This window comes from Butyrivibrio sp. FCS014 (assembly GCF_000526935.1).
In the GTDB taxonomy this organism is placed as follows: domain Bacteria; phylum Bacillota; class Clostridia; order Lachnospirales; family Lachnospiraceae; genus Butyrivibrio.
Genome location: NZ_JAHA01000010.1, coordinates 76909 through 102019 on the forward strand (window position 1 = coordinate 76909; position 25111 = coordinate 102019).

The window sequence follows — 25111 nt, forward strand, 5'->3', positions numbered from 1 at the left end:
CACGTTCTTAATCCCCTGTGGATTCTATTATCACGAGGTCTTCATTTTCGGGTTCTGCTGCAGTTTCCTGAATAACAGTCTCTTCCTGTGACTGCTCCTCATTATCCGGATTGCCGTCACCCGGCTCCGGTGAAGGCTCACTTTCAATTATCTCTATAGGGGATTCGATTCCAAGCTCTTCACTAATCTTAGCATATCTCTCGATAGCAAGTCTGTTGACTTCATCTTCTATCATGGTTTCAAGAGCAAGTTCTTTTAACTCCTCAAGATTCTGCTGAATGAGCTCAAGGAGTCTCTCCTCCACAAGCTCTGCGGTCTTGACCATAAGGAATGCTTCATACTCTTCCTTGTTGGAAAGAAGCTCTGCTCTTCTGGCTTCAGGATCTGAATTTATCGCATCCCAATCTGTAAGAACCGGCTCAACAACCCAGCTGACATTGACAACAGGCCTTGATACAACGCTGCTCCAGTCGGCCTCAGTATTGCAGTCTGCTACAACGCCAAAGGAGTATGAGTCGAACCTTGGATCCTCTTTTTCTTCAGGGATCTCAATCGTCTCATCAGAATTTATGTCTTCCGGAAACTCTGCGTCGATGATTTCTTCCGCTTCTTCCGGCGCGTCACTCAAAACATAGTTATACTTTCCTGTTTCTTCATCCCACGTAAAGCTGTAGGAGCCCTCGGGAACCGGCTTAAGAACAGTCTCTATAACTGCTTCTTCCTCATTGGTAATAACAGAAGCAATGCCGGCATCATCGGTTAAAGCCATGAACAGACTGGGGGTTTCACCTTGCAATTCCGATGCACCGGAAACAAAAGGAACCGAATCAGGATTCCCGATGCTTGCCGTAATGATCAGCTTAACGGGAACATTACTCTTGTTTACAACCTTGAGCATGTCGCTCTTATGGGAAAAATCATATTCTCCGGCGGTATTCCTGAAAAGAACGCCGGCATTTTCCTCAACTTTTTTTCCGCCTTCAAATGAAGCGCTGGCCTGATATATGAAGTGCATAGGGTCGACAACAAAATCAAAGGGGCTGTGCTCACCAATGATGGGAAGCTGCATGTTGATAACATCCATGGGATGCTCATCTACAGGTTCCATCGGAAGCCTCACCTTGAAGTTTTTCACTTCACGGCCATCTTCAAGGATACGGGTTTCTTCGCTGATTATCTGTGCCAATGAGTTGTCGAATACAACCACTTCTTCACTATCGGAGTCAAAGATAACTTCGGAATCAGAATCCAAAGTAACTTCCGGCTCGGTCTCTGTCTCAGTTTGTGCATCAGCCTCTGTATTGCTCTGTGTCCCAGCCTCTGCTGCCTGCTCCTTTGAAGCCACTATCTCTCGCCGTGTCTCAGTCTCTGCAGCCGCTGTCTCGCTCTGCGTCTCAGCTGCTGTATCGCCAAGTGCTGTCTCGACATTTCCTGACTCAACTCCATCTATAACGATGGCATTACCATCTTCATCGATCAAGAAGCTCTCGCCTGCAATCTTTCTCTCTACAAATTCATCTTCCAGCTCTTGTACTGACCACTGTGCAATAAGCTCTGCCCCGTCTATCTCAGCGCGAAGCTCGTCCCTGTCAATACTGTCAAGAAGTGCAACCTCATCAATGCTCTCTTTAAGGCTTTCCACGTCAACAAGAGACCTCAGCTCATCCTTATCTATCTGAGCCCAGATCTCTTCATTATCCAATATTGCAGCTGCTTTTCCCTGTACGTATCCGCCAAGATCGGCATTCGCGCTGCTCTCGTTATTTTCGCCGATAACAATCTCTTCTCCATCAGAAGAAAAGATCACGATTTCCTCATCAGAAGAAGGCTCTTGGGCCAATGCCAGAACCGGATCCACAACCATGATCAAAGCCATGATCAGCGCAGCTATGCCCATTCCCTGGGGTTTTGACAGAACATTTCTCTTGCGAAACATCCCCGCGCCTTTCTTGCGCCACAAAAAAACATACTACTGGTACATATAGTATATCGACAAACAGAGGAAAAATGATTAGTTTTTATAAAAGTTTAAGAAAAACGCACCATCGGGAACCGTCCCCGGTGGTGCGCAAAAATCACTGTTGGTATTGATATGAATCTGTCCTTACCGCGCAAACGATGAATCTTTCCTCATCATTGTTTGTACAGGTGGCAAGGGTGATCACGTGGTCTGATTCGTTGGCCTCAATTCCTGTGTTTATGAAGGAATTCTGTTCGACTTTCTTGAGCATCCGGTAGTAATCCACCGGCTCTTTTCCATAAACCCAGAAAACGTCGTGGTTATCAGGAACTACCTCGCAGGCAAAGATCCTGTATCTGTAAACGGAATCCTTGGTAAATACCTGGAAGTACTGATGGTCCTCATAGTAACCGGGCTCGTTCCTGTAGTAGCGGAGCTTTCCGAACATGGACAGGTCACGCATGTTGTGGCCGTAAACCAGGCTGTGGGGATCGGAAAAATCAGGTGTTGACTCGCCATCAATGAATATTGCCCCGGCCTTGGCTTTCTCGCCGGTGTAGGCTGTGCTCAAGTACTTGGCATTGTCCCCTGAATACATGATCGGATAGCTGATATCCTCGTTTTCAAAGTACAGCCAGCCTACCACATCGGGGTATTCCTCGGAGAGTTTTCCCACGTTTACATCAACGCAGTCCCACCAGTCGTGACCGTCAACCACGGTCTCTTCCTGATTCCGCTCCACCGGAACCGGTTGTTCTTCCTGCGACTCCTCGACATATATCTCTTCCGCGCCGACATACAGGTCTTCTGCCGTCTTATACTGGAGCACTGTTGTAGCAAGAATTACAGCTGAGATAACCACAACAGCTCCGCTGGCGGTCAAAAGAGCCTTCGTTTTATTTTCCTTTATCTTGCGAACCACAAACTTTGCAGTTGCGCTGATAAGAATACCAAGCAGCAAGATGGCTTTCTTAAGGCCCGAAATCGGTTTTCTTTCCCCTTCAGGCTTATTGGCATTTACCAGTTCCCTTAAGGTCAGGGCAAAGGTAACTGTTCCCGTTGCCAGAACGATAACCCAGAGCCATACTATCGGAAGGTTATCTCCCATCTTGGGTGCCCTTGAGCCATTCTCATCATCATCGCCTGTGTTGGATTTTTTATTCTCTTCATCCTTAACTGAGGACCAGCCGGCAACAAGGGTAATGTCTTTGGTGATCGCATTGTCAAAATTGTATAACGACGCCGTGGTGGACGTTACGCTTGTGGTAGTGCTTCCCAGGGTTCCTCTTAAGTACCATCCCTTAAATACATAGCCCTCTTTCGTAGGATCCGAAGGTTTGGAAACCTTTTCTCCGGCTTTGACCTTAACCGCATTCTTATTGGTTCCGTCATCAAAGGTTACGGTGTAATAAACATCCTGACGATAAGCCACCGCATATTGAGAGAACTTATAGGAATAGACGTAGATCTTTCCGGCATTTCTATCGAGAGTATAGGTGCCGTCCGCACCATTGTTATTCTCGGTAAGCTCCTCAACATAGCCGTTATGCTCTCTTAAGATCTTGATCTGATCCTTATTGGTGAAATCATAAGTAAGCTCCATCTTAAGGGGCATTGCTGCGCTGCCGGAGTCCTTGCTGTTCCTTCGTACTTCTTTTACCGAAACGTTATTGTATGAAGCATTATCGGAAGTCTGGTAAATGGATATATCCAGATAATCAGCCTTATAACTCTGGGCAGAGGATGTTGAGCCGGAGGTGTAGTTCTTTATCTTTGTTGAAAGCAAAGAGCTGACTGACGAGGGACTCCTGAATCTCATTGTCTCCAGAACGGAGTCGGTCGGTCCGGCAACTGTTATGGCATATTGTTTGAGTTCATTTCCAATGAGTCTTCCGCCTTTAATATTTGTTGCGCTTGCAGTGTACTCCGACTTGGCATCTTTTACATTCTTAAAGGATGTGGCAGTCGCCAGCGATCCAATCTCAAACTTGAACTCTACAACGCTGTCAGGTTCCGCATCGAGCCAGGATACAGCTTCAGCTGAGCGCTTTTTCTCGCTGAGTATTTTTACGTTGGAGTATTCCTGACTGTCGACTTTGACTGTTGTTGATCCGGCCGCAAATTTATAAGGCTGCGGCTCACCATTACTATTAATCCATACACGCAGGCCATGGGTTGTGATAGGCACCAGTGAAACGGCAGGATAGTTAACTCCCTGGTCATTATTCATGGCAGTCTGCGCTTCGTCTCTGCTTCCGATGCCGATGAATGATACTTTGGTAATATTCTTATTGGAGTTAAGACTGCCGATCAGCGTTCCAAGAATCGGCACATTATCCCTTATCTCTCCGTTTCCTACGGTACAATGTGCTCCGACAGCAAGAGCTCTGGCTGAAGAGCTAAGATCCGCCTCCACATACAGCTCCTGAGGAGCATCATCGGAGAAGTAGAAAAACAGCTCGTCAAGATCTGTCGTTCCGGTTATAAAATCACCTGATGTAGGCGCTGCATTTGAATCCGTGATGATCGACCAGCCTCTTCCGTTCAAACTGGTCCTAAGCATATATGCTCTGCCGTCCTTGGAAAACTGTCCCACGACATCGACGACTGTTTTCCCGGAAGCGATGTCAACTGTGTAAGCAACCGTGCCGTTACTTACATAGCATCTGTCATTGTCATCATTGTATGCGCCGGTCCAGATCCTGCCTGTATCCGCATTGGCTGTAATGATCTGAACTTCCCTGCTGGGCTCTCCGTTCAAAAGACATCTGAACCAGTCCCCGGCTGCATACGGGGCTCCTGCAAAAACACCTCCAAACATGCTGGTATGAGCAAGGTCAATATTTACCCAGTCTCCACCGTTACTCTTTTTGTACTGCCACTGGTAAAGAACTCCCTCGTCTGTCAGATTGGCAGACACAGTATCAACTACAAGAGCAAAATCAGGAACAGACGTGCCAACCATAGTTGCAGGGTCAATACCGTAAGGATACTCATGAAGGAATGCTGCATCTACAGTTCCGTTCTGTGTGATATTTATCGTGATGGTGCCTACTGTTCCATCCCTGTCACAGGTTACCTGCAACGACTTGGTCTGGCCCCTAAAGGGCTTTCTGAAGATAATGTACCAAGCGGCATTGGTCGCGCCGGCATCACTGATCTCCACATAGGATCCATTCGAGGTGACCGGATCATGGACTGTATTATTATCAGCGTCTGTGGAAACGGAGCTTTCAAGGCGTTTTAGGTAAAAGAACTTTGAATCTTCCGGATCGTTATAGACGATATCACTGTCAGGATCTGCTATTACAAGGCTGCCTACCAGGCGCTGATTCTGTGCCAGCGCATCATCCAGGCACACATAGGATTTGTCATTATCCCAGTTAATGTCAAATTCAGTGCAGGAGAAGGTCAGCGTATATATCGAGAATCCATCCGTCAAAGCCTCAACTGCCTTGCCCTCTTCACCGTCAACTACCGCTGTCTGGAGCTTCTCAACTACCCATTCATCGCTGCCTTCCGCTTCAGCAGCCGGATCTTTTTCCTCTTCCTGTTCACTGTCCTTGATGTGATAAACTTCGGCTTTAAGCTCTTCGTCTTCGGCTTCCTCGGTTTCAAAAGACACAATGACGCGGCCCTTCTCAATGTCGGGCTCGATCTCTTCGCCGTCGCTGTTAAGGATCTGAATATCAAAGGAATAGGACTTAACTACAAAGCCCTGGTCCTCAGACTGCTGCGAAACGGCTTCCTCAACCTTCTGCTCTTCCTCTTCTTCAAGTTTTTCAGCCTGAATTCTTGCGCCTTCGGGGAATACTCCCTTATCCGCTCTGACTCTGATCTTTACGCCGTCAACCTCTACGGTCTCGTCGAAGGCAAACTTCTCCTCCAGAATCTTTACCGTGATAGTGGGAAGATCCGCTTCAACATAATAGAAATCGGGCAGAATAAGGATCGGAGTGAACACGTACTCCTTGCCGATCAGTTCGGGGTCGTAGGTGTCGGTTCCGCTCAGGTTATAGTCAACGATCCATCTGACATCAGAAACCATCTCATGGCTTACGCCGTCTTCGTCCTGGAAATCATTTTTATCAATTACAGTTTCGTCAGATGATGACTCTTTTCCCGCAGAATCTTCTGTGGGCTTTGAATCGTCTGCTGCCTCTGTATCCTCTGCAGCATAAACAGTCAGTTTGCCAAAAACTGACTTGATCATGCCTATGAGGTCCCCTGCTGGTGCAGCGTCATCCGTGGCTGCCGGCGTCTCAACGGGATCTGAAGCTTCTTCTGTGGCTTCGCCGCTACCTGTATCGGCCGCATCTTCCTGCTCGGGTTCGGGCTCGGGTTCAGGCTCGTCAATGATCAAAACCTCGTCGGAGCTTCCGCCTGATGTTTCGTCAATCTGAGTGCCGGGTTCTTCCTGAGGATTTGGCTGCTCAGGCTCCTCTTCCCGGTAATCCGGCTCCTGAGTATCGTCTTTTTTATCGATGACGCCTACAGAGGACTCGCCTGTTTCGGAGTCAAAAAAGATCACTTCTTCGCCGTCAGCATCCAATGCGCTTTCACCGGCCTCATCTTCTTCGTCCTCAAGGTCCTCCTCATCAGAAGAAAGCAACGATGAAGCATCGTCCTCCTCTTCTTCGGTCTGCTTCTTCCTTGCTTTTCTCTCTTCGCCCAGCTGCCTGATGAGCCTCTCTTCTCTGTCAGGATCCGGAACCACATCTATTCGCAATGTATCTGGAAATTCAATATCTTCAATAGCGGTGCCTGCCTTAACCTCCTGATAGACCACATCTTCAGGCAGCTCACCAAAGCCCACGATTTTCACATCCGCAGGCTCTTCAACAGAGTAGGTTTCCTCCGAATCATATTCGAAATCTTCCTCATCGACCGCATCCTCGTCCTTCTCACCCTTATCGGACTCATCCCCGATAGGCTCCAGCGCAAAGGCCGTAGTGCTGTCGAAAGACGCAAATCCTATGTTTGATAAAAAAAGAATGCTCGCGATAAATAAAGAAACTATCCTCTTTTTCATAACCTTCTCCAATAGAAATATAAAAATTAATATACTCCCGCTTATATTTTATCGGAATTTTGTTGCAAAAAATTTATGGTTTCTGAAAATTTATTTTTATTTAAGAAATTGCGTGCCAACGGTGCCAACGGGGACGGCTCGCCGTGGTTCAATTCAAGAAGCACTTGTCCGCGTAAATAACCTTGTATTCATCCGCCTTCATTCGGAAGAAGTAGGTTATAAGCCTTTCCGCGAGGAATCCCGGATAGCGGTTCTGATAGGAATCCTCCAGTGTTCCGCATTTCTCAAGAACAGCAAAAAGCACCGGGAACAGCCACTCGCACAGCTCGTCGTATACTTCCTTTCTGGAGATCAGCATGTTGCACGGGCTGTAGCAGGACGTGGTCTCAAAAAAGTGCATGGCGTCCTCCGCGCATTCGGGGTGAATATCCGATAGCGCCTGTTCCATAGCTTCCCAGGTTTCAACAGTGTGCCTCTGACAGTAATTGTCCTTTAGCGTCGGATGCACATACAGCGGCACCGGCAGAATTACATCCGCCTCCCCGGACTCAAACGCACCAATCCAGCCATCGGGCAGCATGAATCTTCTTCTGTAGTGCTCTGCTCCTACAATCTCTCCGGTGTAGTTCTTCCAGATCCAGTACATGGCAGTAAGCTCGCACATCTGCCTATTGCGCTCCGAGATACCCTCTCCCTTATCATCAAAATAATCGCAGTTATCAATCCGGCTTTCTGTCAGTGCGCTTCCCGCCTGAATATAACACTCATAGTCGCGAAGGGGCACGTCTTCAGAGAGCGGCTTATCAACAGCAGATTTGATCACAAAAACACGGTCCACCGGGGACGGTTCTCGGTGGTTCATTTCGGGGTCCACTAGGGACGGTTCTGCGTGGTTCATTTCGTGCCAATAAGAACCGTCCCCACTGGAGCCACTGGCGTCGCAAACGCGCCTGAACTCCCATCCATGACTCCTGAAATACTCCGGCACAAATCTGTTCCTGAGTTCTATGTCCAGTGACGCATCAACAGGAATAATATCTTTAAATCCAAGCCCAAGAAGCCTTTCCTTTATCGCATCATAATATACGCCCCTGGTGGCCACATATACGCTGGCACCGGTATCAAGCCCGTCAGCCATGACAGCATTCCCGGCAGCGCCGAAACCATCCGCCGGCCCTGTAGCTCCGTCAAGCCTATCCGCGCCTCCGTCAAGCCTTATAACCGGCTCGCCGTCAACCTCACCCGGATTCTCTTCATCGTTATCGTACAAATATCCCAGGAACCTCCGCTCCGGGAAAAGCCCCTTCATATAAGCCCTCATGGTCTGCCCACGGGAGTGGGCACCAAAAACGTAGTAATCCCTATTCCAGTCAACCACGCCGATTCCCATCCACTTATCAGGATACTTTGAAAAAAACTTGTGGCCACAATCCTCTGTCCCGGCAAGCACCTCATTCCAAGCTCTCACCGTTCCGCCATTCTCTCCATCGTACTCATGGGCATAGACATCGTGGAACGCAGTGATCACCCGGGCATTGCGCCCCACATTGTTATAATCCGCCATCACCCCATCATAGGAGTGATCCGCGTCAATAAATACAAAGTCATAACTCTCGCCCTTATAGTCCGCAGAACTGGACGGAATGCACTTCTCAAGCTGCGCCTTTGCTACATAGTCAAAGTAGTTCTCAACCCTCTCATCTCCTAGCGCCGCCTGATTTATATCGATCACTTTGGGTAAAAGAGCCACATCCATCTCACCAATTTCTTGGCACGCCCTTTCAATCTCAGGATTCTCATTGGTAACAATGATACGGTCAAACTCAAACTCGCCAAGCCTCTGTCTGCCTATCACAGGAATCCGGTCAAAAGAACCTTCACTTCCCGCTTCATCAACGAATGCCACTATATTGTAATTGGCTTTTAGCCAGCCATAGTACATGGCAGTGCGAGTGCCCGTGCCCCAGATAATAACATTCTTAACAGGCTCAGACTTTAGCATTTCCGGGTCAAAACAGATAATCCGCTCCTTGGCAACTCCCCGAGAAGTCAGGTACGCAGTTATACTTCTTACTGCACGCGCATCAAAAACCGCAACAATAATCGGGCAGTCCTCCGGGATATCAGTCTCATCCGGAAGCGCAACGTCATACCCCAATGCCCTAAGATACTCTGCATCCCTGTCAATCCAGGCTTCCACATTGGCTCTTAAAGAGGCGTAGCTGTAAACAGCTTTCCCCAGCTCTCCGGCGCCATATATCACAAGCTTTTGCGGCATGGTTTCAGTAAAACCGGCAAGCCCGGTCGTCTTAAGATCGCGATTTGTCTTTTCATAACATCTTGTCATCAGCTGGTTCACCAGGAATCTGTGCAGCCCATCTTTTGCTTTGTCAGACCGGTTCATTTCATTACTGAGGCCGGCCAGATACCTGTATATCCTGCAGGCATTTACGTATTCCTTATTCTCTCCGGCCGCTCCCCGCATCATTGACGACTGCCTTTGACAATAATGATAGCCTGCGTACTCGCTCACCAGAATCCGATTTGCCGCCATGATTGCAGGGAATCCTATCGCAACGTCCTCCCCCACAGTAAACCTGTCATCTGCGCGAAGGACATATTCTTTTATCAGTTCTGTTTTCCACAGTTTATTCCACAAAAAAGGAAGCAGCGCCATAGTGCAGAAATCCTCAGCGCAAAAGAGCTTTGCCGCCAGCTCTTTTCCCTGGTCATCTGCATAAAGCTTTGCTTCCACATAATTCTTAGCTACTTTCCTGTTAGCCGGGCTGCCATCCGCCTCAAATATGGCTCCGCAGGCCACAACATCAGCCTGATTGTCCGCGGCCAGCGCAGCCATTTTCTCTACCGCATCAGGCTCAAGATAATCATCACTGTCCACAAAAAGCACATACTCACCCAGAGCCTTGCTTATCCCAACTTTCCTTGAATAAACAAGCCCATGATTTTCCTGCTCAATCAGTCTGATCCGCCGGTCCTTTTGAGCCAAAGCCCTGACCTTTTCTGCGCTTCCATCCGTCGAACCATCGTCGATCACAATGATTTCCAGGTCCGTATAGCTCTGGGCTGTCACACTGCTAAGGCATCTCTCTATGTAGTTTTCAGTGTTGTACATAGGAATAATGACTGTAATCATAAAAAACTCCTGATGTAAATATCATCATACATTACATCAGGAGCCATATTACTGAAGGTATACTCTTATCGTACTTATACAGGCATTGATTTCCGCTTTTTCTGAAGCTCATCAAACACTTTGTCGACATCACAATCCATTTCCGAGCGACAAGCTATTTTGCAGATTTCTTGAATATAATCTAATGATTCTTCTGTTTCGATTGCAATTGCATCAGGAGTAAGGCCTCGTTTAAGTTTCTTACAAACCTGATTTACCAAATACTTCTGCTCTGCTTTTCTCCACTCTTCCTGAACATCAAAGCCAACGTAATTGTCAAAAAGTGCCATACCCTTTCTCTCCTTTAACTGGTCAACCAGATCGTTAATAGCATCTTCAGGTATATTCTGCTTTCGAAGAACCACAGCGATTACTCTCGCGATTACACTTAGCACATCCTTTGGCGACTCGGTTATCAACCTATCTATATAATCCTTCGGAAGATTTAAAGCCCTGAACTCCTCAGCATTTCTTATCCTGTTAAGGAGCATTACCAAAGATAGACTATCATTTCTACCGATAAGCTCTTCCTTACCAAAATTGTTGATACTGATAAGATGATACTTAAAATCGGGAATGTACTCGGAAAACACCCTTTCCAAGGCAATCCTTGGATGCAACGTCTCAGACGCATTCCACTCAGATCTGTCCTCATAATATACGATTGGGAGAATTGGTGGATACTTAAATCCCTTTGTATGAGAGATTCCAGGATGTAATGTCTCCATCTGCTTCTCATAATCCTCCCAAATGTACACCATATAGCGAAGGATCTGCATAACTACATTATATTCCACGCCCGACTTATGTTCAATCAGAGCGATAAAAACATCATCGTCATCTTCATCACCTACGCCGGTAAGATGTACCTTCTTAACAACATCCGCTTCTCTTTCATCCGTAAACATTGGGATAAATCTCTCGGTCACATCTTCGATATCTTCCGGTTTGACATCCTTTAGAATCTCAATTCCCGAATATTCACGCAGCAGCTGTGAACACAGTGTCGGATTCTCAAATATCAGCTTCCCACCACTATCCGCCACATTATGGTTACTGATTTGCCTTCTTTCTTTAATTTGCTCTGTTGTTTCTTCTTGCATACACATATGCTCCTTTCGTAATACTTCAAAACTCAAAATCATTGAAAAACAGCATATGCAGAATGCATAGCTTTTCCCGATTGGAATTGAAACTGTAGCAGATTTGCGACAGCCACTTAAAAATATCACAACCGGAAAAGCTTTTCAAGAAAAAGCTGATGTAAAGTATGAAGTTGTCAAGGAACTATTCCACTGGGGACGGTTCTCGGTGGTTCATTTCGTACCAGCAAGAAACACCCCCTAGTGGTTCACTTAAAATACTTCCTGATCAAGGGTTCTCGCGCCTCCATTGACGCATTAATGTTCTTCCTATCCCTTTCGTCAAGCCAACCGCCATTGTGCCAGTGTATGCCCAGCCTGGCATTATTAACGGCAGCTTCCACGGAATAAGTCGTAATGTAATCATTTGAAAGAACCAAAATATCCCCAACTACCAGAGAATCGTGATTTCTGGTAATTCCATTCCTTTGAATAATCGGATTCATCAGCTCCGGCTGAGCCGTCTTATCAACACTTCCATCAGGTAAAATGTAATGCCTGTCTTTGTAACTCTCCAGCATTTCTCTAATGAGTTTGTTGCCCTTCTGCGCTCCAAATCCGGACCCCAGATCCAGCATTCCATCATCCTGCCTGCAGAAAAAAGCATCCGCGCGAAGGTACGGACTTAAGCCCGCGACCAGTTCCACGTCCATATCCAGGTACACTCCGCCATATGTATGAATCACATCCAAACGCGCAAAATCGGACACGAAGGCCCACTTCCTCTTCTCAAAAGCCTCCGCCATATACGTATTCTTGGAAACATCATAGTTTTGGGTATTCCATTCGATTATCTCGAACTCAGGACAATACTTATACCAGCTTTCAATGCATCTTTTATACAGATCCGGTTTCTCCTCACCGCTGAACCAGAAGCTGTGGATCTTCGCCGGAATAACTTTATCTTTCCTATCAGCAAAGTACTTATCCACTGCGCTGTTATCAACAGTCCCGGTGCTATATGCCATCAGATACAGCGAATAACACTCAACGTCATCGCCCAGATTCATAGAAAGGAGCTGTTCACATATAGCCTCATGATGCGCAAGTATAGCGGTTATAAGAATCACATAATCGCTCTGCTCCGGCAGAACATCAGGACTTTTAACCTCTATTTCTCTATCCAGCACTTTAAAGGACTGCCCCTGCTTCTGTGCCGAATTATCCACTATAGCAGAAGTCCTATCAACAATATCATTTTGAATATTAGGGAAAAGATCCAGAAAATACTGCCACGCAGATGAAGCACCGAACTGAATGACTTTTTTCTGAACAATTGATTCTATGAATGTTTCATAAGAGCAATTTACAAATTTCACAAGTCATCCTCCGATTAAAAAACTCCTGATGCAAATATCTTCATACATTACATCAGGAGTCATATTACAGTAGTTATACTCTTATCTTACTTATACAGGCATTGATTTCTTCCAAATTTCTAATACCTTTTGCGCGTCGAAATCCTCATCTCCAATGGATCTGATTGCTTCAATCACCTCATTGACAGATTCAACAGATTCTTCTACTTCATCTGCTATAATTTCAGGCGACTTTCCACGTTTAAGCTTTTTAGCAATCTGTGTTATTAAGAGGATATCTCGTCCTTCTTCTCGTCCTTCAGATCTACTATCTTTTCTTACCTTTTGGATGTCATAGCCTTCAAAGTGTTCAAACAATCTGTTCATGTCACCCTCCCTGATCCTGTCAGTAAGATCATATATCTTCTTCCTCATAGTAGACTATCAGAAGTATTGGTGGAGCATCTGCATACTTACATTATAGTCTACATGCCAACAACAAAAAGAATTCATGGAAAAAATTTGGGCATAGCCCCTGATGTAGAGTATGAAGTTGTCAAGGAACTACTTCTCAACAATCACACAATCAATGGCTTACACCATTTGATCACATCCTCTTTTATCCCCAGTCTCATTAGGTTATTTCGAATCTCAGCGGCAATATTCTCCCGCAAATTAGCTATAAGAATATAGTCAAATTCATTTGACAAGATCTCACTAATATCAATAACCGGGACACCATTAAATTCCAATCCAGCCAGAGATTTATCCGCTATCGCCACGATATTGGCATATTTTGTCAAAAAGAGATATCTGCAAAAAGACTTACCGACCACCCCAAGTCCGTATATTACCAGTCTGCTCCCCTGAGGAATCTTGCCAAACGGGAAAACATAATTCACATCCGTTAGTCCAAATGCATTTTTCTCAGCAACTTCCAACAATTCTTTCAGATTCCGTTCAAACGAATCCCTGACAGAATCATAAACACCATGACTGATATAAAAGTCTCTCATGTACTTCCACATCAGTTCTATCTGCTCAAATCCGGCTTTTGAAACATCATGACATAAAGAGTCATCATGAATCCTATAATGGTAATATGCACTATGCGTGACGATGAAGCGCTTGGCAGATAAAAGAGCTGTATAGATAATTGCCCTGTCATCGCCCAGAGATATTCTTTTATCAACTGAAAGAAAAGCCTCCAGTATATACTCTTTTCGAAAAACCTTGTTCCATAAAGGCGGAGTAATCCCGCACTTTCCACTATTAAAATCCCACAAAGCCTCTTTTACATATTTTCTATCTTTGCTTTGGAAATACATTCCTTCAGCCAAACCATCAACGACTACGTCCTGAGTACGACTCTCAAATATCATTCCGGAAGTAATAAAGTCTGCACCAGTGTCTCCCAGTTTATGCATCAGGTCAGAGTACATATTCTCGTCTATCCAGTCATCAGCATCGACAAAAGAAATATACTCACCCTCCGCATGTTCGATGCCAAAAAGTCTTGAACAGATTGCTCCCTGGTTTGTTGTATGAAAAACCCTGACTCTGTCATCAGTCAAAGCAAGTCTGTCGCATATTTCACCTGATGAATCCGTCGATCCATCATCCACAAGGATCAGCTGTATATCCTTGTATACTTGACTAAGAATACTCTCTATGCACTTCTCTACATATTCCTCCGCGTTATATACCGGAACAATTATACTAAGCATAGGTCTATTCCTCATCATTCCTTCATAGCGTTTCATCATTTGGCATACCTATTACCTCTACGAAATGGAATAACTATCGATATATCCATTTATATTTCTCCATGTAATCTGTGGATTGCTCCAAATAATCTTATCTTTGCTAATTTCAAATTGCTCGATTAAAGAACTTCTTATTGACTCGTATATCTTTTTATCCAAAATAGCAACCATTATCACGTCATAATCCATAGTGGTAAGTGCATCTATACTATTAACCTCATGAAATCCATAGCTATATTTTTGAAAATTTCTATCAATCCACATGCATATATTTATATCCTCACACGCGGCAAGTTGCTTGAATAGATCTTTCCCAACTTTACCCGCGCCATAAATCACTACTTTCTTTCCCCTCATCATTTTTATATTATTCGTATAAAATGTCTGGATAAATGAATCTCCACCGATAATATTTTTACTAATTTCTGACATCGTTTCGGCTATTATCCAGTTATCCAATACATCTTTAGGTACATCGAACCCTTTTTCTATCTCTTGTGCCAGAAAGCCAATCATTAGCTCCCTTGATGCCATGCTCTTCGTACCATCTGAAGATTGTGACACAGACCCCAGTCTACTAACATAATGATACAGCTTAATATCTAATACACAGACTTTCACCCCATGACTTATTAGATAAAAAAAAGCAATAACATCCTCGCCATTACTTAAGTAATTGGGGACTGACTCATACACACTTCTAAACAAATCCGTTTTGTATAGTTTATTCCAAACAACCTCTATACAGTTCAATTCACCATTAAGCCAATCTATAGCAATTTTATTTTTCTTCGTTTCAGTGATAGTGAAATTTGAGGAAGGCCAAGTATATTCTTCTCGCTCATCCCCCTCTCTCCAAAAACCACATACTGCGATATCAGAGTCATCTTTATGGATATTCTGAACAAGCAGTTCAATCATGTTTTCTTCTATCCAATCATCACCATCAATATTCAGGAAATACTGGCCTGTCGCCTCTTTTATTCCAGCTTTTCGTGCCGATACTACTCCGCCATTCTCCTTATGGATGACTTTAATCCTGGCATCCTCTGTAGCTAATTCCTCGCATCGTTTGGCAGATCCATCTGTCGATCCATCATCGACTAGTATGATCTCAAGTTTCTTATAAGTCTGCTTGCTGACACTTGCTACACACTTTTCCAAATAGTCTATAATGTTATATATCGTTATTACTACTGAAACCAATTCATCAACCATTGCGCCCCCTAAAAATGATCATATTAACTCCATAAGCCAAAATCTCGGCAACAAATTCTTATATCTGCTATAGATATAGCCGCAACCCAAAATTCCGATTTTAAGCACTATTCTCCTAAGCGGTAGAATCATAGTCCTAGCTTATTGGCTCATACTCCATAGATAAGAGCATCTATCGTTAAAACATCCTTTTTGTTTATTCCTTTATTGACAAGCGAATTATAGATTTCTTCAGCAAATGAAAGATTACATATTACTATTTTTTCAATTTCAGAATTCAAATAATCATTTACAGCCTGATCAGCGGAGAGTACTTTTTTTCCAAGATAGAGACCTTGGAATTTCTCATTGTGTAAATCATATATTCGAACAGTTGCAAGGCTTGTTATGCTCGAATCTCTCAAAGCATAGTCCATAAATTCATTAACCGCATAAAAACCAACACGGGTCACACCCATGCTCATAAAAACATCCGCAACATATTTATTAAGTTGAGCATTTTCCAGGCATTTTTTTAAAATTGGATAGTAAAACACGTTCCTATTAATCTGTTGCTTTATATCAGATATATCAGTGCATACTTCTGGAAACATTCTTTCTCCAAAAACAGTCATGACTACTTATCGCCTTTCCAATGCTTTTTCCAGGAAAAAACAACTCTTTGCTCTCCATTCCTGCAAATTTCCTGTGCCCCTATTATATGAACCCAAATCCCAGTCCTCAGTCAGCCAATTATTCGTTTCAACCACTCCACCTAAATCAATTATATCCTTTAGCTGTTCAAATCTGTCCCATCCGTAATCACTATGAATAACATACGTGGGTCGTTCCAAGATCCACCCTAATATAGCTCCATGGTATGATGATGTAACAACAACTTTCGCATGCTTAATATACCAAAGGAACTCTCCTATTCCTTCATACATCATGCTCCCTGTGTCAGAAAAAAGCATCCCTTTGGGTGCGTTCACTATGGTATGAACAATCTGAAGTCCATTTTCCCTAGCGACCAAATTTACAAATGGGACCCATTTTCTTATTTCATCACCAATTTTATATGAAAAGAAAAGCAGATAATCTTGAGGCTTATCAACCGGCTCTTCTATTAAGGGTTCGTAGTCATCCGCATCAATAAGGAGTGTTGGATCAATGACCGTTATCACATTTTTGATGCCGATGTCTTTCAGTTCCTGCTCACTTGCTTTTTCTCGAACCGAGATTGCATCAAAATTATTCAGGCATTTCTGAAACAGCGTCACATCGCTCCTTTGAATTGGCCCTCCAACACTTGCAGCATAAGATATTCGCCTAGCTTCTCTGTCCAGATTAGGAAGCAAGTATTCATTACTTACATTTTCTCTAAATCCCAGGTTCCATACCTGATCTGAGCCCACAATGTAATAATCAAATTCATTACCAATCACTGCATTCTGAATCGGGCTTGTAACTAGTTTTTCCCTCACAAGGAAATCTTCGTACTTTGTCCTTTTTTTTTGCATCATAGCAATTCCATGAGGTGTCTTTTCATATGGATATATCTGATAATTATCAGGAACATAATTGATTATTTCAGCACAAACACCAGGCATAGAATTCAAATATTTCTTCAACGCCCATGACTGTAAAACTGCCCCGTAATTGTCAACGTAATGAAATGTAAGAATACCAACTTTCTTTTTATTAAATTCGCTCACTCCTATAATACCTTTCCGAAATCAAGTGCCTTTTCTTTGTATGACGGCATAAAATTAACCAAATGTCTCTGAATCTGATCATGTTTTTCCAAAACATAAATAAACTTTTCTAGGAGATCTTTTTTGTTACGCAGTTCTCTTACCTGACAAACATAGTTCTCATTCTCGCCAAAAATATCTAGAGCTATACCAGACGATTTAACAGAATATCCGACTACTAATGTAGGAACATTAGTCGAATATCCTGCTATAGAAGCATGCGTTCTTGCTGTGACAAGCATATACAATTTTGAGATTATGTATTTTATCTGGGATGATGACAATAATTCTGATTGAAGGATAGAAACTCTTTTTTCCGTGACATAGTTTTGATAGATAAGTTTAGCTGCATCCAAGTCAAAACCATTGTTTAAGATATGCTGTATTATCATGACATTATAATGCGTATTCTTAAGTATATAGTCTATTACTTCCATGTAATTATCTAACACTATTTCCGAAGGCGCACCAACTCTTTTTCCCATGATAAGATTGCTAATATTGATTCCTATTGTATTTCCTTCAGAAAAGCCAAAGGGCAAGTTGCACTTTTCCATTGGAAGAATAAATGCAGGATCAGGAAAGTATAAAACCTTATCATTTGCAAACCAACCTTTTAGCATCTTTTCCGTAATAGATTCTCTTACAGTAAGAAGAGAAAACCTGCTTATATCTTCATATATATCTTCGTTCATGTTGTTCTTATTTAAGGAAAGATCATATAAAATAGTTTTAGCATTAGCTTTTTCAAAGATAATGTCGTTAACCGAACTCATATGTTGATTAGTTCCACCGTAATCATAATTATCAGCGCCGGTAACAAGTATCACATCTGCATCTTTGATCTCGTCAACCAAAAATGAAAGTCCTCCAGTTGCGTCGAACTTTGGAACCACTTTATTCGCATCCGTAACATCCTTTAATATTTCACCATATTCCCCAGTCACAACTACAATCTGAGCCTCTGGATGCCAAAATCTGCATATTTTTGTGATACTCTTAATAACAGCCTCCGATCCTCTGTTATACATTATCGAATTGTTTGTTATAACAATTTTCATTCCTGCACCACCATTTCTATACATAATTAGTAAGCCAGTTTTTTACCTGGTCAAAATTATTAACATTTAAATCGAGTAATCCTTGAATAACCTGGCATACGGTAGAAGCATTCTCTATCATTATGATAACAAAAACATTATTCAATTTTGAAATACATTCAGGAGAATCACAAGGGATACCAATTTCTGTCAGACGGCCCCATTTCTCAGGGTTACTGTCTACCACAAGCTTAACACTTGTATTCTCTATTACAATTGGTGCCAGTTCATGAAAACACTTACCCGTCCCCCACAGTATGGTATTCATATCAGAATTCCATTTTGACCTTTCAGACACACTACTGGATAATCGCTTTCTCACAGCATTATGCAAACCGATTGAATTTATATCATTATCCAACGATATCCAATCATTATTCGAAGGATGGCAATCAAAATACCTTGGGCTATTTCTAAGTGCAAATTCTGCATCTGTTTCCATAAGCGTAAATGTTTCCGAATTGATTTTGTCCAGCATTTTCAGCCCTTTTTCAGTCTGTACATATATGATTGAAACGCCATTAGGGTTATACTCGTTCATTCTTCCATCACATCCCCAATAGTCTCCGATCGTTATGTCCGCATATCTGTTTTTCTTTTTGAATCTGCACTCGTAGCATGTTCTTTTTTTATAATTCAAAAAAGCATAACCATAAGCAGTATCATAGAATGGGACAATATGCTCTTCACCATTTTCAAATGAAGCCCAAATATATAATGGGACCCATCCATCTCTCTTGTTCCGAACCGAAAAAGATACAATTTTTGAATTATGTACTGCTTCGATATGTTTTATATAATTCTCGTGTACTCGTTCACCTGTCACACCATCGCACAGCAGTTCAACTGTAAATAGCTCTTTTGTGTCTACCTTTCTTACTTCTAGCCACTTTTTAACAGCAGCCACGTCACAGCTCAAGCCAATAAACAATACTTTTCTTCCAGTATCAACGTCTTTTTGTACTGCCTCATAAATTGGAACGATTTCATCACCATAGGCAACTTTTTTTTCTACAAAAACATATTTACTGCCCTTTAATCTATCCAATTCTGTTTTTTTACTCACCCGAAGATAATGGGCCGAATAAAAATCATCCGAATATGTTGCTCCGTATACTACTCCACCAGTCTCGATAACCATAGATGATAATTCGGTAGCCACTCCACCGGATGACGATTGCAAAAGCAAATTGTCATCTTTGTAAAAGCCTGCAAATGCTGCTAAAATATTGGTTTGTTCTAAATATTGATGATCCATTTCATCTCCGCTAATTATTTATTGGATACAAAACTTAGAAAATCCGAAATTCCAAATAATTCATTCTCACAAACCACTTCACCGTCAATAACACTGTTTGAATCATTCTTTACTGCAAAATTCTTTATCGCTTCCTCATGTAATTCTAAAAGGTCTGTGTGCCTTAGTCCATCTTTAATCCATGTATATTCATTATTATACCGCAAATAATGTATCTTATTATCGATAATGTTATAAAAAAAATATGCAGGCTCTCTTTCACCTTCATCTTTTGCTTTATCGCAATCAATCACAATAGTTTCATTATCGCGATTGACATAAACTTTATTTTGTACCGCGATAATACCTCTGTTAATGCCTCCATTACTTGTATGTATTTCAACTTTACCCATAAGAGTTTTCCCATCCCAGAGAACTACTCTTTTCTCATCTTTTCTGGGTAATAGCCAGAACTTTTTTCCATCCCATGCTATTCCCGAATATCCATCACAATTCGCACCTACCTTTTTCCATTCATACGTTTCTCTGGTCATATCAAATGCTAAGACATAGTCTCCCCCACAATATGCTGCATAAAGCATATGATCAAAACAAACAACATCCGCCCTAAAAAAGGTACTGTTACATATTCCTTTTGTTTTGTCTTCAATATCGATGTATTTTATTTCATATGTCAGAATATTAAGAATTATCACTCTCCTATACTTACTAGGAAGCAGATACAATTTGCTACCTTTCCGTATAGCCCTCATAAATTTGTATTTGCAATCCTCATCATCAATTCTAATACCATGCCAATTGCGATTATCGATGTCAAAGATCCATATTTTTTTTGCATTTAATGGTATCATTACAATTGTATTATTTATATGAAGCATCTGAGAAACTAATGATTCTGCATTCAGTCTTTCATCAGGAATACATCCAATTATTTCACATTTATTATCTACAGTAGATCTTATAAGCATGTTAAACTCATTACTGATATAGTAATAATCATTCCCAACATGTAGAACGTCATAAGAAGTCATCTTCTTTTTTTTCATATTTTCCTCCAAACGCAGAACACACCTGCAAAATGAAAAGAATTACGATTCCTCCAAATTGCAGGTGTGCCAAATAACTAATTCAATTTACTTTACGTCCTGTGCCCAAACAATCTAATTACATTTTAGTTTCCAGCAACTATAGGAATCTCAACAACAGTATCATCGCTAAATGTCAGGACAAATTTCTTATACTTTGTATTGTCTAAGAGAACTTCTTTTCCACTAACAATAGCAAAGGTATTGTTTGTATAAGTATACTGTGTAGTTACTGAGAGTGCAACCTCACTGTCATCAACCTTTATAACCTTTACGGAGGTCAACGTAGCTTCAGCATCAATTCCACCTATAACTGCTGACTTAGCACTTGTACTCATGGATTCTGGTGTAACTGTAGGGCCTGCAGGAGTAGCCGGCTCTGTTGTAATCTGATTAAATCCACCATTCTCATAGTCTGTTTCTGTTCCGTCTGCATCGTCAACTTCATATGTAGGAGTGATCTTTATAGCAGAAAGCTTTGCCTTTGTCCAATCTGCATTTGTGTTCATAGCTCCTACAAATGTGAATCCTACAATGCTTCCAAGAGTCTTGGGCTGAACCATATCAGCCATATCAGCTGATGTAGTGCCAAAATCAAGCACTGCGTCAGCTGTCAACTCATAAACAGCCTTGTTAAGCTTGTATGCAATAGAAGCATTACCATCATCATCGCCGGGCATAAAGGCCTGTAATCCACCTTCAGCAGCTGTCATGTCTACATCTGAAAGCAAAGCTGAAGTTACTGTACTTTTGTGCTCCGAATCCACCGTAAATGCGACCTCAGAAGCATCATCTGCTTTATATCCTTTAGTCACTGCTGCAGCTGCAGGTGCAACAGCAAGATACAGCTTGTACTCACCAAACTCTGCTCCATCGGCATTCTCAGCTGACTTCGCTGTAGCCTTCTCTTCAGAATCTACAAAAATAACATCACCGCCATTATCACCGGCGGTTCCTTCTGCCGCAAAACTAACTGTAACCTTCCTGTTCATTGTTGCCATGGAAGATATACCATAATTCAGTGAAACTATCTGTGAATTTGATTTAACTGCATCATCTCCCGTGCCTCTTATTGTAAAATCCCAGCCCTGAGGGTTGAATGAAACTTTAACAGCTGTAGGTACAGTAAGTGTTTCAAAACTATAAGCTACGATGTTACCGGCACCTTCTGTTGTAGTTGCCGGAGTGGTGGGGGCAGGATCTTCCGCAAAAGCTGTGATGGGTGATGCTACGATCATTGTTGCGCTGCAAAGAATTGCTACTACTTTCTTAAAATTAACCATGATAAATTTCCTCCTTGAAATTTAAAATTTAGTTTCCAACTTTGATTTTAATTACGAACCCTGCTGAACTGATTTCTTCCTGACTTTCCTCGTCCTTCAAAAGAGTGTACATGACTGTTGCTTTATATGTACCCGGATCAAGCGATTTATCAAGTGCAATGTTCGTAATTTCTGAGTCAACAGGAAGTACCGGGGAAGAATAAACCTTCTCACCCGTATCCTTCAGAATAACGTCAAAGTATATCGGATGTGTATTATTCTTACTGTTAGCCACATACGCGTCTTTGGACGGCTGAGTAGTATCATCAAAAGACCATGTCATAGACATGTTACATTCGAACATTCCCTCAGCAACTGCACTGCGCATATCCTCCATGACATTCGCAGCACTTTCCTGGTCTAGAATGACTCTCGACGGTTCTACTACTTCTCTGTTGCTCGGTGTGTTGTCGGCTTCCGATGCATTATCGGAACCGCCTGTGTTTCTCCCTAACAGGAAGGCTATGACTCCAACAAGGGCTACTATGATAACCAAAAAGACAATTATGATTATCAAACCTTTCTTTGATGATCCTGCCTGGTCATTACCGTTTCCATTGTCAGACATCTTTTTTGTTACCTCCTTATCCTATCTGGGCGAAACAGATAATATTCAGTTGTATTGTTTATAGTTCTGTAAATCTTACAGGGTCTTAGCAGCCTTTTTTCCGGACAACCTCATAACTGAGGCCCAGCAATATCCGAATCCAAATGCGCGATTTCTTTTGCCCTGTATGTCCGATGTCACTTAAACAGGTGGTTCTCTAACCTCCCGGTTAAGTGGCTTATTATGATCCTCTGTTTCTAACCACATCGGCATCACCCCACTTCCGATATCCTCTTCGCACTCGCAACAAGTTTCGCCGTACTTATTTTTTGGCAAATTAAGTCTATCAATAGGAGCTCAAATGATATATCGGTCACTCACGGTAAAACTTTAGTCCAATTTTTTTATTTTTGGATATCTTGATTACTACCCTACCGGTGCTGCAAATGGACTCAAAATTTCACTTTTAGCGTAGAGACATTGTAGCACTATATTATAAACAAAAAATAAAATAGAGATTAAAAGATTGGGGATTATTAGATTTTGCAGGGATTAATTTCACGGAAAGATTCAAATTCTGAAATTTTATTTAAAAATGCGCTGCCACTTGGGACGGTTCTCAGTGGCACACTTTTCATCCTGCTTAATCCATTTCCTGAGTGCTGCATCAGAGACATTATTAGCTCTGCAGAAATCACTCATCTTGATTGTTGGATTGCTTTTGTACTGCTTAACAAGGAACTCTTTCTCTAGTGGATTTAGATGTTTAGACATAATTAAAGTGGACTCCTTTCTGGTAGAGCATCTCCCTTATATTTTATATAGGGTAATTTTTCTACCATTCCGTGTCCACTTTTAGAGTAGCATCAGACTTGCAGGACTTGTAGGACTGTAGGAACTACCAATAAATTTTAATTCGATTAACCGAATCCGATTTATCGAATTACATTGGAGGCATTATGTAGATAGGTTCTAAAGCTTTTTCAATATTGAAGGAAAGAGGGATTTCTCAGAAAGAGTTTTCCAGGATGACCGGTATTGCGGAGAGCACCATCTGCGATTGGAAGAGGAAAGGTTTTAATCCTTCTTCCGGAAAAATCAGCCATTTGTAAAGCACTTGATATATCTCCGATTGAGCTGTTTTATGATGAGGATATTCCCAAGAAGGAATCGCCACAATTTTCATCTATAGAAACCTTAAGGGATAGATATAAGGTAAATTCTGTACGTGCATTGCCTGAGATATTAGAGCGGATAGAGCTCAATATTATTGAAGAATAAGAAAAATTATGGCGCAGCCCTATGATCTGGGCTGCGTCTTTTCTTTTATCATTTCTTCAAATATCCAAAATCCATCTCCCTGACGGATTTAATTATCGTTGCATAATCTGCTTTCTGTCCGAATAAAAGTGTGGTTCCTAAAACAAACCCATCAATTCCATGCGGTGCATATTTTCGTATCTTATCAGCGCCACATGCTCCATCCCATATCAGTTTGAAATCCATTTTTTCGCGAAGTGTAATAAGCTGCTCGATCTTTTCTCCAACAAAAGGCAGAAACATCTGGCTGGCATTTCCGGGGTTAACCGCCATTACCAAAACGCGATCCACAATACGAAGCATTTCTTTCACGGTTTCCACACTGGTTCCCGGATTTATGGCTATTCCGGGATGCATGCCACGATCCCTTATTTTCTTGATTGTGGCTGATGGATGATATTCCGCTTCTGTATGAATGTACAAAGTGTCGCCCTTCCTTAAGGAATCAAGAAAGAGATCAATATTATTCCTGGGATGTTCTATCATAAGATGTACATCCAGTGGAATTGTCGCGGTCTTAGCGATGTACGCCATATCATACAGCGACATGGCAAAGTTATTCACATAACGTCCATCCATTATGTCTATGTGAAAGGAGTCAATTCCTGCCGCTTCCAGGCTTTTTACCTCATCTTCAAGATGCCCGTAATCCGCACACATCATAGATGCAGTTAAAAAAAACTTATTCTCCATTGCCAGTCCTCTCGTTCTTATACGTCAATATTCTGTATCATTACAGGTATATCCGCATTCTGAGCGTCATATATCAGATCACATACATCTCCATAGTAGCCATCACAACCAAGAAGAATCTCTCTTGCCTCAGATAAGGATTTGCTCCTATCCAGCTCTCCCCATCCTTCCCTAAGATATTTATCGACAATTTCCTTATACTCATCTATAACGTCAGAGCTGTTAAGCTCCAGATATTTCAACATACCGGACCAGGGGTGCCATATCAGCTTTATGTTCTTCTCTGCTTTAAACACCTCAAGGTTTCGGTTTATTTTATTTATTGCATCCTTCCCTCTTGAAAGAAGCGGAAGAGCATCAGTGTAATAGAATATCTTCTTCATATCGGCCGCCAAAAGTATACGTATTTAAGAATATTTTATCACAAAAAATGTACCAATTGTT

At 42.2% G+C, this 25111-nt stretch carries 19 protein-coding genes; 1 reads left to right on the forward strand and 18 read right to left on the reverse strand.

The annotated features are described in order from the left end of the window. Window positions 1-7: 7 nt before the first annotated feature. The 16 genes from T456_RS0111120 to T456_RS0111195 form a co-directional block, all read right to left on the reverse strand. On the reverse strand, window positions 8-1936 hold the full coding sequence (locus T456_RS0111120; RefSeq protein WP_024866210.1) for a hypothetical protein: 1929 nt from the start codon (window positions 1934-1936) through the stop codon (window positions 8-10). Between the two features lie 139 nt (window positions 1937-2075). Beyond that, window positions 2076-6992 carry a class B sortase gene (locus tag T456_RS21350; protein ID WP_024866211.1) on the reverse strand — a complete coding sequence of 1639 codons (4917 nt, stop codon included), beginning with the start codon at window positions 6990-6992 and terminating at the stop codon, window positions 2076-2078. Window positions 6993-7140: 148 nt separating this feature from the next. Next, a complete protein-coding gene (locus tag T456_RS21355) occupies window positions 7141-10146 on the reverse strand; it encodes a DUF4422 domain-containing protein (protein WP_024866212.1) in 3006 nt (1001 codons plus the stop codon). 74 nt (window positions 10147-10220) lie between these two features. Then, window positions 10221-11288, reverse strand: coding sequence for an Rpn family recombination-promoting nuclease/putative transposase (locus T456_RS19895; protein ID WP_024866213.1), 1068 nt, complete (start codon window positions 11286-11288; stop codon window positions 10221-10223). 248 nt (window positions 11289-11536) lie between these two features. Continuing rightward, window positions 11537-12646 (reverse strand): glycosyltransferase family 32 protein, encoded by a 1110-nt coding sequence (locus tag T456_RS21360; RefSeq protein ID WP_024866214.1) that lies wholly within the window; start codon window positions 12644-12646, stop codon window positions 11537-11539. A gap of 90 nt (window positions 12647-12736) precedes the next feature. Beyond that, window positions 12737-13060, reverse strand: coding sequence for a hypothetical protein (locus T456_RS0111145; RefSeq protein ID WP_155838077.1), 324 nt, complete (start codon window positions 13058-13060; stop codon window positions 12737-12739). Window positions 13061-13203: 143 nt separating this feature from the next. Beyond that, window positions 13204-14352, reverse strand: coding sequence for a glycosyltransferase family 2 protein (locus tag T456_RS0111150; RefSeq protein ID WP_024866216.1), 1149 nt, complete (start codon window positions 14350-14352; stop codon window positions 13204-13206). 57 nt (window positions 14353-14409) lie between these two features. Then, the gene (locus T456_RS21365; protein ID WP_024866217.1) at window positions 14410-15609 is read right to left on the reverse strand and encodes a glycosyltransferase family 2 protein; all 1200 of its coding nucleotides are present in this window, start codon (window positions 15607-15609) and stop codon (window positions 14410-14412) included. Window positions 15610-15758: 149 nt separating this feature from the next. Then, window positions 15759-16223 carry a hypothetical protein gene (locus tag T456_RS0111160; protein ID WP_024866218.1) on the reverse strand — a complete coding sequence of 155 codons (465 nt, stop codon included), beginning with the start codon at window positions 16221-16223 and terminating at the stop codon, window positions 15759-15761. A gap of 6 nt (window positions 16224-16229) precedes the next feature. Then, entirely contained in the window at window positions 16230-17303 is a 1074-nt protein-coding gene (locus T456_RS0111165) for a polysaccharide pyruvyl transferase family protein (protein ID WP_024866219.1), read from the reverse strand. 2 nt (window positions 17304-17305) lie between these two features. Continuing rightward, window positions 17306-18403 (reverse strand): polysaccharide pyruvyl transferase family protein, encoded by a 1098-nt coding sequence (locus T456_RS19910; protein ID WP_024866220.1) that lies wholly within the window; start codon window positions 18401-18403, stop codon window positions 17306-17308. A gap of 16 nt (window positions 18404-18419) precedes the next feature. Beyond that, entirely contained in the window at window positions 18420-19700 is a 1281-nt protein-coding gene (locus T456_RS0111175; RefSeq protein ID WP_024866221.1) for a Coenzyme F420 hydrogenase/dehydrogenase, beta subunit C-terminal domain, read from the reverse strand. Window positions 19701-19714: 14 nt separating this feature from the next. Beyond that, the gene (locus T456_RS0111180) at window positions 19715-20746 is read right to left on the reverse strand and encodes a hypothetical protein (RefSeq protein WP_024866222.1); all 1032 of its coding nucleotides are present in this window, start codon (window positions 20744-20746) and stop codon (window positions 19715-19717) included. A gap of 125 nt (window positions 20747-20871) precedes the next feature. Next, window positions 20872-22068 (reverse strand): hypothetical protein, encoded by a 1197-nt coding sequence (locus T456_RS0111185; RefSeq protein ID WP_024866223.1) that lies wholly within the window; start codon window positions 22066-22068, stop codon window positions 20872-20874. A gap of 28 nt (window positions 22069-22096) precedes the next feature. Beyond that, window positions 22097-22675 carry a hypothetical protein gene (locus tag T456_RS0111190; protein WP_024866224.1) on the reverse strand — a complete coding sequence of 193 codons (579 nt, stop codon included), beginning with the start codon at window positions 22673-22675 and terminating at the stop codon, window positions 22097-22099. A gap of 564 nt (window positions 22676-23239) precedes the next feature. Next, a complete protein-coding gene (locus tag T456_RS0111195; protein ID WP_024866225.1) occupies window positions 23240-23428 on the reverse strand; it encodes a transposase in 189 nt (62 codons plus the stop codon). 215 nt (window positions 23429-23643) lie between these two features. Between T456_RS0111195 and T456_RS24340 the strand changes: the two genes are divergently transcribed. Continuing rightward, window positions 23644-23766 carry a helix-turn-helix domain-containing protein gene (locus tag T456_RS24340; RefSeq protein WP_197026883.1) on the forward strand — a complete coding sequence of 41 codons (123 nt, stop codon included), beginning with the start codon at window positions 23644-23646 and terminating at the stop codon, window positions 23764-23766. A 217-nt stretch (window positions 23767-23983) separates the two neighbouring features. On the opposite strand, the gene T456_RS0111205 is transcribed toward T456_RS24340, so the two are convergent. Both T456_RS0111205 and T456_RS0111210 read right to left on the reverse strand, forming a co-directional pair. Then, complete coding sequence (locus tag T456_RS0111205) at window positions 23984-24667, reverse strand: ribulose-phosphate 3-epimerase (RefSeq protein ID WP_024866226.1); 684 nt, start codon at window positions 24665-24667, stop codon at window positions 23984-23986. A gap of 17 nt (window positions 24668-24684) precedes the next feature. Beyond that, window positions 24685-25050, reverse strand: a complete 366-nt coding sequence (locus tag T456_RS0111210; RefSeq protein ID WP_024866227.1) for a hypothetical protein — start codon at window positions 25048-25050, stop codon at window positions 24685-24687. Between the last annotated feature and the right edge of the window lie 61 nt (window positions 25051-25111).

Bases quoted from the DNA above. Each gene is read 5' to 3' on its own strand.
- T456_RS0111120 (WP_024866210.1), bottom strand. From the start codon at position 1,936: ATGTTTCGCAAGAGAAATGTTCTGTCAAAACCCCAGGGAATGGGCATA.
- T456_RS21350 (WP_024866211.1), bottom strand. From the start codon at position 6,992: ATGAAAAAGAGGATAGTTTCTTTATTTATCGCGAGCATTCTTTTTTTA.
- T456_RS21355 (WP_024866212.1), bottom strand. From the start codon at position 10,146: ATGATTACAGTCATTATTCCTATGTACAACACTGAAAACTACATAGAG.
- T456_RS19895 (WP_024866213.1), bottom strand. From the start codon at position 11,288: ATGCAAGAAGAAACAACAGAGCAAATTAAAGAAAGAAGGCAAATCAGT.
- T456_RS0111145 (WP_155838077.1), bottom strand. From the start codon at position 13,060: ATGAGGAAGAAGATATATGATCTTACTGACAGGATCAGGGAGGGTGAC.
- T456_RS0111150 (WP_024866216.1), bottom strand. From the start codon at position 14,352: ATGCTTAGTATAATTGTTCCGGTATATAACGCGGAGGAATATGTAGAG.
- T456_RS21365 (WP_024866217.1), bottom strand. From the start codon at position 15,609: ATGGTTGATGAATTGGTTTCAGTAGTAATAACGATATATAACATTATA.
- T456_RS0111160 (WP_024866218.1), bottom strand. From the start codon at position 16,223: ATGACTGTTTTTGGAGAAAGAATGTTTCCAGAAGTATGCACTGATATA.
- T456_RS19910 (WP_024866220.1), bottom strand. From the start codon at position 18,403: ATGAAAATTGTTATAACAAACAATTCGATAATGTATAACAGAGGATCG.
- T456_RS0111175 (WP_024866221.1), bottom strand. From the start codon at position 19,700: ATGGATCATCAATATTTAGAACAAACCAATATTTTAGCAGCATTTGCA.
- T456_RS0111180 (WP_024866222.1), bottom strand. From the start codon at position 20,746: ATGAAAAAAAAGAAGATGACTTCTTATGACGTTCTACATGTTGGGAAT.
- T456_RS0111185 (WP_024866223.1), bottom strand. From the start codon at position 22,068: ATGGTTAATTTTAAGAAAGTAGTAGCAATTCTTTGCAGCGCAACAATG.
- T456_RS0111190 (WP_024866224.1), bottom strand. From the start codon at position 22,675: ATGTCTGACAATGGAAACGGTAATGACCAGGCAGGATCATCAAAGAAA.
- T456_RS0111195 (WP_024866225.1), bottom strand. From the start codon at position 23,428: ATGTCTAAACATCTAAATCCACTAGAGAAAGAGTTCCTTGTTAAGCAG.
- T456_RS0111205 (WP_024866226.1), bottom strand. From the start codon at position 24,667: ATGGAGAATAAGTTTTTTTTAACTGCATCTATGATGTGTGCGGATTAC.
- T456_RS0111210 (WP_024866227.1), bottom strand. From the start codon at position 25,050: ATGAAGAAGATATTCTATTACACTGATGCTCTTCCGCTTCTTTCAAGA.